This is a genomic window from Methylobacterium soli, assembly GCF_008806385.1.
GTDB classification, from domain to species: domain Bacteria; phylum Pseudomonadota; class Alphaproteobacteria; order Rhizobiales; family Beijerinckiaceae; genus Methylobacterium; species Methylobacterium soli.
Window position 1 is genome coordinate 1 of sequence record NZ_VZZK01000083.1, and the last position, 8,405, is coordinate 8,405.

At 63.4% G+C, this 8,405-nt stretch carries 14 protein-coding genes; 8 read left to right on the forward strand and 6 right to left on the reverse strand.

From position 1 onward, the window contains the following. A partial coding sequence (locus tag F6X53_RS31405) for an outer membrane protein (protein ID WP_425324714.1) occupies positions 1-326 on the forward strand: 326 nt, incomplete at its 5' end. Between the two features lie 145 nt (positions 327-471). Here F6X53_RS31405 and F6X53_RS31410 read toward each other — a convergent pair. From F6X53_RS31410 to F6X53_RS31420, 3 genes are all read right to left on the reverse strand, one after another. Beyond that, positions 472-675 carry a hypothetical protein gene (locus tag F6X53_RS31410; protein WP_151005772.1) on the reverse strand — a complete coding sequence of 68 codons (204 nt, stop codon included), beginning with the start codon at positions 673-675 and terminating at the stop codon, positions 472-474. 99 nt (positions 676-774) lie between these two features. After that, the gene (locus tag F6X53_RS31415) at positions 775-1,020 is read right to left on the reverse strand and encodes a hypothetical protein (RefSeq protein ID WP_151005774.1); all 246 of its coding nucleotides are present in this window, start codon (positions 1,018-1,020) and stop codon (positions 775-777) included. A 101-nt stretch (positions 1,021-1,121) separates the two neighbouring features. Next, positions 1,122-1,874: a hypothetical protein gene (locus F6X53_RS31420; RefSeq protein WP_244965638.1), complete on the reverse strand. Its 753-nt coding sequence runs from the start codon at positions 1,872-1,874 to the stop codon at positions 1,122-1,124. A 617-nt stretch (positions 1,875-2,491) separates the two neighbouring features. On the opposite strand from F6X53_RS31420, the gene F6X53_RS31430 reads away from it, so the two are divergent. Continuing rightward, the gene (locus F6X53_RS31430; protein ID WP_151005778.1) at positions 2,492-2,821 is read left to right on the forward strand and encodes an integration host factor subunit beta; all 330 of its coding nucleotides are present in this window, start codon (positions 2,492-2,494) and stop codon (positions 2,819-2,821) included. A gap of 10 nt (positions 2,822-2,831) precedes the next feature. Here F6X53_RS31430 and F6X53_RS33820 read toward each other — a convergent pair whose 3' ends face one another. After that, positions 2,832-2,966 carry a hypothetical protein gene (locus F6X53_RS33820; protein ID WP_280526089.1) on the reverse strand — a complete coding sequence of 45 codons (135 nt, stop codon included), beginning with the start codon at positions 2,964-2,966 and terminating at the stop codon, positions 2,832-2,834. Between the two features lie 215 nt (positions 2,967-3,181). On the opposite strand from F6X53_RS33820, the gene F6X53_RS31435 reads away from it, so the two are divergent. The 5 genes from F6X53_RS31435 to F6X53_RS31455 all read left to right on the forward strand — a co-directional run bounded on the left by F6X53_RS31435 (position 3,182) and on the right by F6X53_RS31455 (position 5,833). Then, positions 3,182-3,544: a hypothetical protein gene (locus F6X53_RS31435; RefSeq protein ID WP_151005019.1), complete on the forward strand. Its 363-nt coding sequence runs from the start codon at positions 3,182-3,184 to the stop codon at positions 3,542-3,544. A gap of 89 nt (positions 3,545-3,633) precedes the next feature. Next, positions 3,634-3,882 carry a hypothetical protein gene (locus F6X53_RS31440; protein ID WP_151005780.1) on the forward strand — a complete coding sequence of 83 codons (249 nt, stop codon included), beginning with the start codon at positions 3,634-3,636 and terminating at the stop codon, positions 3,880-3,882. Between the two features lie 92 nt (positions 3,883-3,974). Next, a complete protein-coding gene (locus tag F6X53_RS31445; RefSeq protein WP_151005782.1) occupies positions 3,975-4,961 on the forward strand; it encodes an alpha/beta fold hydrolase in 987 nt (328 codons plus the stop codon). A gap of 216 nt (positions 4,962-5,177) precedes the next feature. Beyond that, positions 5,178-5,438, forward strand: a complete 261-nt coding sequence (locus tag F6X53_RS31450) for a hypothetical protein (protein WP_151005784.1) — start codon at positions 5,178-5,180, stop codon at positions 5,436-5,438. Positions 5,439-5,491: 53 nt separating this feature from the next. Next, positions 5,492-5,833 (forward strand): chemotaxis protein CheB, encoded by a 342-nt coding sequence (locus tag F6X53_RS31455; RefSeq protein ID WP_238296573.1) that lies wholly within the window; start codon positions 5,492-5,494, stop codon positions 5,831-5,833. Here F6X53_RS31455 and F6X53_RS31460 read toward each other — a convergent pair. Continuing rightward, positions 5,790-6,161 (reverse strand): hypothetical protein, encoded by a 372-nt coding sequence (locus F6X53_RS31460; RefSeq protein WP_151005786.1) that lies wholly within the window; start codon positions 6,159-6,161, stop codon positions 5,790-5,792. The genes F6X53_RS31455 and F6X53_RS31460 overlap by 44 nt on opposite strands. A gap of 668 nt (positions 6,162-6,829) precedes the next feature. Beyond that, on the reverse strand, positions 6,830-7,297 hold the full coding sequence (locus F6X53_RS31465; RefSeq protein WP_151005794.1) for a Ros/MucR family transcriptional regulator: 468 nt from the start codon (positions 7,295-7,297) through the stop codon (positions 6,830-6,832). A gap of 275 nt (positions 7,298-7,572) precedes the next feature. Between F6X53_RS31465 and F6X53_RS31470 the strand changes: the two genes are divergently transcribed. Then, entirely contained in the window at positions 7,573-7,824 is a 252-nt protein-coding gene (locus F6X53_RS31470) for a hypothetical protein (protein ID WP_151005788.1), read from the forward strand. Positions 7,825-8,405 lie beyond the last annotated feature (581 nt).

The following is an 8,405-nucleotide window of genomic DNA, read 5'->3' on the forward strand; positions in this document are numbered from 1 at the left end:
CCGGCGGCTTCGCCTACGGCTCGGGCGGCGGTCGCCAGTTCGGCCTGCCCAACAGCTCGACCGACAGCTTCCAGACCGGCTGGGCTGCTGGCGGCGGTATCGAGTACGCGCTGCCCACCGACTCGTTCCTGAACTTCTTCCGCTCCTCGGCCGTGACGCTGAAGGTGGAAGGCCTGTACGTGAACCTCGACCAGGGCAACCGCAACAACGGCGCCTTCGCGGTCACCCCGAACGGCACCGTCCTGACGACCGCCGTCGGCCGCCGCCAGGACACCGAGTTCGCCGTCGTGCGCGCCGGCCTCAACTACAAGTTCGGCTCCTACTAAGCCGCATGGCACCATGGGGTTTGGCCTAAGCATCCCCCAGCCCGATCAAACTGGCCGCTTAGTCGCAAACGGCGCCCTGGGAGAAATCCTGGGGCGCTTTTGCGTGTGACGCTCTGATGGTAGCCAATCGTGGAACGACCTTCGCTTACACCTGCGCACCAAGATGCAGGTGACCGGCATCCGTAAGGGCGCGGTCCAGAACCTCAATCGCGAGGAGGATACGTGTCAGATCCTCCGCCATCGAGACGGGTGCCAGTTCGATGCTGCCGAGCCGCTTCGCGATGGCACTACGCTGCCGCACAAGCGCAGAGCGCGCCCGGTTCAGATCCTCAACTTCATCCGTCGTCATGGGCAGGGCCTCTCCTACGGCAATCGCGGTCCCGGCGTTTCTCCTGCTCATGTTCCACGAGGATGATGCAAGCGCCCTCTGCAGGGAGATTTGGTCAGTTCAGCTGTTGTTTGTGATTGCAGCATCACCGAGCCATGAGACGACCTCTTCGAGGGAGTCGAAGCGATGTTCGATCTCCGTGAAGGGCTGCGGCCTCTGCAAGGGCGGAAGGTCGTCCAGCAACTCGGCGCGCCACCGTCGCACATCCCCGTCGGGTGGGACGTCGCGCACTACGCCACCCATGACGGTACCATCGAGCAGAAGGTCGTAGCTGCCGGCTGCGAGGCGGTAAAGCGTGTAGGGCATCAGGGGCTCAGGGCGCGGAAGCTTTCTCCCCTCAACGCATGCCCCGCCACAGCGCTGCCTCCGAGTGCAGAGCGTTCGTCAGACCGACCGGCTTCATGATCTCACCGCATGGCTTTGGCCGCCTCCGCCACCCGCGCCGGCTGTGATGAGCCGTTGTCCTCAAGGCGACCCTGCCGTTCCGGCAGCTTTTTTGAGGGAACTGCTGGGCTGGTTGTGCCCGGAGTTAACACTCCCTTATCCGTGGGATGCAGACTTTTGCACCCTCCCCCCTTGGGCTGGTTGCCCCGAGCCCGGCGCATCCAGGCCTGCCACTCGCGGCTGATGATGCGGAGGAGGTTGGGGTCGCTGCGTCGGCCTTGATGGCGGCGCTCCTGGATGGTCAGCAGCCCGTCACCCTCGGCAAGGCGAATGGCGTTCTGAGCCAGCCGGCGGCATACCCCTGCCCTAGCGGCGATAGCGTCGATGCAGAGCCCGCACACGCCCTTCTCGGCGACCTCGTCGGCGACAATGCGCAGGACCGCGAGCTCCCCGGTGGTGAAGCGGCTGGCAAGGGTCGGCGGCATTGGGCCTGAGCAGGCCAGCAGGCGGCGCCGATCACGGGACGCGATCCGGTCGGACGACACGGGGCGCCTGCGCGGCGGAAACAGGCTCACACGGCCTGCAGGGACGCCCACGGGCACGATCCCGGCCCGGATGCTGCCCCGGCGCGCGTGAAGCCGCTCAGCGAGGCTCTGAGCGCCCGCATCGTCCACGGCACCGCTCGTGTGTGCCTGCCAGATCTGGCGCGACAGCTCGTCCATCTGTGCAAGCGTGCGCGCGCCGTCGATGGCGGAAGCCATGGTCGCGTGAAACATCGTCCTCAGCCCTGTTCGGGCCGCGGGTAGGGTCCAGGCACGACTTCATCGTTGACGGAATTGGCGTTCCGTCTTGACTCCCGAGGGGGTCATATGGCTTGGTGGGGATTGCATCGGGCCACCAAGGCCATTTTCGATTTTGCGGCCCTCCAGTTTGGCGACTGGGGGGCCGTAGTCGTTTCAGGGTCTATCTCGCGGCGGTGATCTCTCCTGATGCCGGCTTACGACTCGTCAGAGCCAAAAGTCCGGACCCGCCATGTCGGCCGGAGCGGGGCAGCAAGTCAACGCCAGGTGGATCCTAGGATGCGATGGGGCTGGCTCGGGACGTTCCTCAGCTTGGTGCCTATCCCGGCCTTCGCGATGTGCACCTGCGAGTGCGTTGACGGCGTGGTTCAAGCGCTCTGCGACAACAGCGAAGAAGTTGCGTCACCCTGCCCGCCTCGCGCCTGTCCACCTGTCCCGTCTTCGTCCCCTCCACCTTCGATGTCTCCACCAATTGGCGCATCAGCCTGCAGGTCGATGCAGATGCTGAACCCTCTTACAGAGGCATACGAGTGGCGGCAGATCTGCGAGTAGCGGACTTGAAAGCCCCGGCAGCTTCGGATCTCTAGCGCTTCATGATCCGATCCGACCTCATCCTCCGCATCGCGGATATGAACCCTCACCTCTACGAGAGGGAGTGCGAGGCCGTCGTGAAGACGATCTTCGACCGCATCTCGGAAGCGCTCGCGGCCGGTGATCGTGTGGAGATCCGAGGGTTCGGGGCCTTCTCGGTGACGACGACACAGGCACGGGAGGGCCGCAACCCGCGAACCGGCGAGAGCGTCGCTGTGGCCGAGAAGAAGAACGTCTCCTTCAAGACCGGCAAGGACATGCGCCAGCGGTTGAACCCTACCAAGCCGGAGACGGCCGAGGAAATCGTCGCCCGAATGCTAAAGGCGTCCTAGTTCGCCTCCGCTAGGACACGAAGGCACCCGCGAACATCAGGGTCAGCAGGAAGACGGCGGCAGCAGGGAGCACGCGCTCCTGTAGTGGGCGCCCGCGCAGAAACACGAAGGTATTCAGCAGCCCATAGACGATGACGACGGCCATCCCCTCGGCGGCAAGGGCGGTGGCTGATCTCGAATGCTGACGCCATTGCTGTGCTCATCCACCGCAGCCCAAACTGATTTATGTTGCGGTGCAACATTTCGATCAGTGTAGCGTTGGGTGAATAGGACGCTCTCTGCTCGCCACTGGGCCGCCACGGCATCTCCGGTCTTATCAAGCCGGATCGCAGGCAGACACGTCGCTCAAAGGAAGTCTCTATGCGCCTCGTACTCAGCCTCGCTGCGTCTTCCCTTCTGCTCGGCCTCGCTCAACTCCCTGCGCGGGCGACTTCCTGTAGCGAGCAGATCGGAACGATTGAGCGTCGCCTCGACAGCGCGGGTGCTGTCCATGTGGCCGGTCTTCCGGAAGGACATGCAATTCGCCGCAGCAACTCGCCGAAGGCGCTCACAGAAGCTCCGACAAGCGCGCCCAGCGACGCCGGCATGGTCTCTACGGCCGCCCGCATTTCCGACGCGCGCCACCTGATTACCCGGGCGATCCAAGAAGACGGCCAGGGTCATCAGCGAGCCTGCGAGGACACCATGACGGAAGCCAAGGGCATGATCGGCGCACTGCCATAAGCATCGGTCATCCGTGACAACTCGGTGGGCGAACTCACCGAGCGTCCCCTCGACCAAAGGCTGCCGCGTCCCGCGGTGCGGAGTGCCCCATGTACAATCCATTCTTCAGTTCCCTGATGCTGGCCTTCGAGGCGCAGAAGGTGATCGAGCTTCGCCTTGTCCGGATCGCCTGGGGCGGATCAGAGGCCCAGTCTGAGATGCAGTCGATGGTCTCCGAGAAGTTGGGGGCAGCCATTGAAGCGGCTGGAACGCTGATGACCGGCGGCTCACCGGAGGGGGTGATCTCGCGCTACCGCGAGCACGTGGCCGCCAATACCAGGCGCCTGACTGCCGCCTAGCGCGGAGCCACCTCGCAGGCCGAACAGGGTGCATCGCTTCAGATTGATCCGTTCGATCAAGGAGCATGCCTTCTCACATCTAGGATCATACGATGACGCGTCGCTCCAACACTGGCACTTGGCTTGTTCCGACCCTGCTGGGGTCTGCCGCAGCTCTCGGAGCCTCAGCGCTCTACGCAGCCTCGAAGACACGCGAAGCGGAGCAGCGCACTCCACCTATTGGCGACTTCATTATGGTGGAGGGGGTGCGCTTGCATTATGTCGAGCGCGGCCGAGGCGAGCCGTTGGTGCTCATCCACGGCAACGGCACGATGATCCAGGACTTCCTGGTCAGTGGCATCGTCGATGATCTCGCCAAGCGCTACCGCGTCATCATCATTGATCGCCCCGGCTACGGCTACAGCGACCGGCCGCGGGGCATTTGGACACCGAGAGCCCACGCGACCCTCTTCCAGAAGGCGCTGCAGCAGCTCGGCGTCACGCAAGCCGTGGTACTCGGGCATTCCTGGGGAACGCTCGTCGCCGTGGCACTTGCCCTTCAGGCGCCGCAGCTGGTGCGCAGCCTCGTCTTGGCATCCGGCTACTATTATCCGACGCTTCGGGCCGATGTGATCCTCGCTTCACCGCCGGCGATCCCCGTCATCGGCGACGTGCTGCGCTACACGGTCTCGCCCGTGGTCGGGCGCCTCCTGCTTCCGGGGATGATTAAGGGCATGTTTGCGCCCGCGGAGGTGCCGGAACGCTTCGACCGCGAGTTCCCGAAGGACATGATGCTGCGCCCGTTGCAGCTGCGCGCCTCAGCGGAGGACGCCGCGATGATGACGCCGGTTACCGTTGAGCTTCAGAAGCACTACCGTGACCTAACCCTTCCCGTGGTGATCATCGCGGGCGCGGACGATCAGATCGCCGATGTGGGCAGACAGTCCGAGCGTCTTCATCGCGAGCTGCCGGGCAGCGAATTTATCGTCGTTCCAGGCATGGGTCACATGATCCATCACCTAGCGCCCGATGATGTCATCACAGCCATCGACCATGCTTCCGAGAGCGCTCGTAGAAAGGGTGTACCGAGAGCAGCCTGATCGCGGCATGCTATCGAAGCGGGAAGCCGCTTCATTGAAAATTAACCACGCCGAGCCCATTTCGAGGGCATGCCGGTCGCAGCCTCGCGCTGCTTGATCGGAGACGGCCACGATGCTGGGACAGGGTGACGCCGGATGTACGCGCACTCCGTTCTGCCATCTGTGGCCGTTGGCATTTTTGGTCCGTGCCAACACTGACCCAACCATCAGATCGTCATGAGCAAGCGTGTCAGACAACTCCCGCAGGAGCGCGGCTCGGTGCTGTTCGACGTCATCTACGAGGATGGTTCCCGCGCTTCCAATCGGCGCGTCCCGATGGAGATCCTGGGCGGCCTCGACGGCGACCAGCCGGCCCGCCTCTTCATCGAGGAGCAGGATGAGGCGATTGCGCAGAAGTCGGGCCGGCCGCGTTCGCGCATCCAAGAACTCACCCGCTCCGTGACCAAGGCGTTGAAGCTGGTCTCAGAGGCTTACTGATCCCTCGGCGCGGTTCGCAGCACTCCGGGCGGATCTCACCTCAGGCGAGCGAGTTGATAGGCCGCCTGCAGCCCATCATCGTCATCGCGGCCTCGTCCGGCAGCCTCGATCCCCTCAAGCAGATCGTCTCAGCCCTGCCCATTCCATGCCCGGCTTCGGTGTTCATCGTCCGGCACGTTGGCCCGCACCAGAGCGTTCTACCCGCGCTTCTGGGAGTGCTGACGGACCTCCCTGTTATGCATGCAGAGGACGGCATGCTGATTGAGTCGGGGCATGTTTACGTGGCCCCACCAGATCGGCACATGCGGCTGGAGATGGATCGCATCCGGCTGGATCAAGGATTGCTGACACTCAGGCCGATAAGCCACCAGCAGAGCGCGATCCTGCGAGGCTGATCTTCTTCATCGGAGCGAAGCGGACCTCTCCATGTGTCGGGCGAGCGTAGCGCTGACGCGACTGGGCATAGATCGCCTCTCCCAAGCCGCCTTCTTCCCGCTTCAGCACGCTCTCGTCGCACGTGGCCGCGACCCTCAACCCGAGTTCGTGCGTGTGGCTGCGGCTGTAGAGGAAGGCTGCCAGGCGTGCTCGGGTCCGCTCCGGGATGCCAGCGACAAGGCCGGGCAGCGCCTCGGCCTCAGCGCGGTAGAGCCGGCCGAGCGTGTCAAGCGGCACCGGGCAGTCGGCGTTCAGGTCGTTGAGGCTGGTCGAACGCGTTGGGATCACGGCGGTACCTGCTGACTGGATACAATCAGACAAGCGGCCGCATGGTTAATAGATCGTATCCATCACCAAAGAACTGCGCACCTCAGCGGCACCATGAAGCGGCCCCGCACCACCGCCTCGATTTCTGATCGACAGTGCCCGTCGTGTCCGGATCGCTCCAGGCAGGCGCTGAGACCAACTGTTGCCCAGTCCGGTTCGCTTCCACCAGCAGAACAGCAGCAAATCCGCAGATAGCCAGGGCTGCGAGCCATAAGGCTCCTCTGGCGGCCTTCCTGTAACGCTTGGACATGCCCCAATGGTGGCTTGTCAGGGTTAGCGGAGCCCTAATGTGACGATGACCGGGACCGGAACGATATGACGTTGCTGCTCTCAGCATGAACAGCACCTGCGCCGCTCTTTTGCCCGGCTCCGAAGGGGCCTAGCTTCGTACAACCAGCGGAGGCAGCGATCCATCGAACAACCCTGGAGCTGCCTCCGCGAGCAAGCCGCCGCTGCATCAGTTTCAGGATCCAAGCTGGTTTGTTATCTGGCGTTCGCACTGCAGCCCCGACGCACGTTGGGGTTGCAGCCTCTCTAATTCGGTTGCGAGCCGCCATCGTCCTCCCGCAAGTCACACAGGAGGCAAACTACTCAGGCGCGGCTTCACCGGCCCGAGCAGTCCGAGCACATCAGCCAGCCTTGCGGCGCCCACGCGCTTTCGGCTGCTCCGTCTGGGCCTGCGCACCCAGTCGGCCCAGACCAATTGCCTTTGCCAGTTCGGAGCGCTGGGCCGCGTAGCTGGCTGCCACCATCGGGTACTCCTTAGGCAGGCCGTACCGCTCGCGGTAGGTGTAGGGATCGAGGCCATGGCCCGTCAGATGCCGCTTCAGCGTCTTGTAGGGCTTTCCGTCAATGAAGCTGATCAGTGCGTCCGGCGTGATCGACTTGCGCACCTGGGCCGGGGTCGGCTTCTCAACTTCGGCGGTCGCAGGGGTCGAAGCTGATCCTGCCGCGAGGCCATTCAGGGCTGTATGCACGTTACCGATCAGGGCCGACAACTCAGCAACAGGAACCGGGTTGTTCGCCACGTAGGCCGACACGATTTCCGCTGCGAGTTCGATGAAATCAGGAGTGGGCTCCTGCGCTTCTTCTAGCATTTCGGTCATCCGAGTTGTGCCCCTCGGAGCTGCCCAAAGCATTTAATTGCCAGCGCTGCAAGAAATTTTGTATGCCAATTCTCGCCTGTGGCCAATTTCGCGATGTAGATTGTGCGCAAGCTCCTTCCTGTGCGCACAGTACTGCTTAACTTGAGGGAAAAGCGGTGCCCGCACATGTTCATGGGCTGCACAATCCGGGGCTGCGGCTGCATCGTACGCTGCTGTTACCCTGTTGCGGGGTTCAATGGGCAGCGAACCCGAGCCATACTCTCGGTATGGCTACCCTTGAGCAAACCCTGCAGACCTTCGAAGATCTCCTCGCCAACGAGCAGCCAGCCAACGTTGGTGCCGTGGACGAGGCTATCTGGGCATACCTCGCACCCGTCCGGGGTCTCGATGCTCAGACCGAAGCGTTGGATGAACTCAGCAAGGCCGTTGCTCGCCTGAATGCATCCTCGCCGTTCATGCCTGTGCTGATGGACACCATCGACCGCCATTGGCAGAGGTTAGCGGGACCAACGCCTTAACCGCGGCATCACCTGTGCCTGCCGGGCCGCCCCGCCGCCCGATCCGATCACGGGCCGACGAGGCGGTAGTCCATCTTACGTGTGAGCCGGTACGCAACTTGGCTCCGGGGTAGGATGGCGTCTGGCAGTTACTCGAGCATCAAGCCCTGGGTGCTCTGGGAATGCCAGAATGGGAATGCGAGTGAGCCGCTGTTGCCTTCCTATATAAAACCGCCCGAGGCAGTAGGGCGGGTGTGTCCATGCGTCAGAGCGCAAGAGAACTGATCAAAGCACTGACCGCTGCGGTCGCCATGGACGAACTGGCAGCGCGGGATATCGCTGGTGTCGCCGATGTTGTCGCTCAAGCTGGATCGCTGGCTGCTGCCGAGACATTGAGGGCACTCAGCGGCATCCATGAGCGCAGAGCAAGGGAGGCTAAGAGCCAGCTGGCTCTCCTCACGGAGAGATACGGCCCGCTCCTGCAAGGCGGCGGAGCCGCACCGCCCTGATCATGGGTTAAGGGTGTGCCGCGCTCTCACAACCTTGGGCTGGCTGCCAACTGCACCCACTGCCGGCGTGTGCGTTTCTCTGAGGAACCCCAA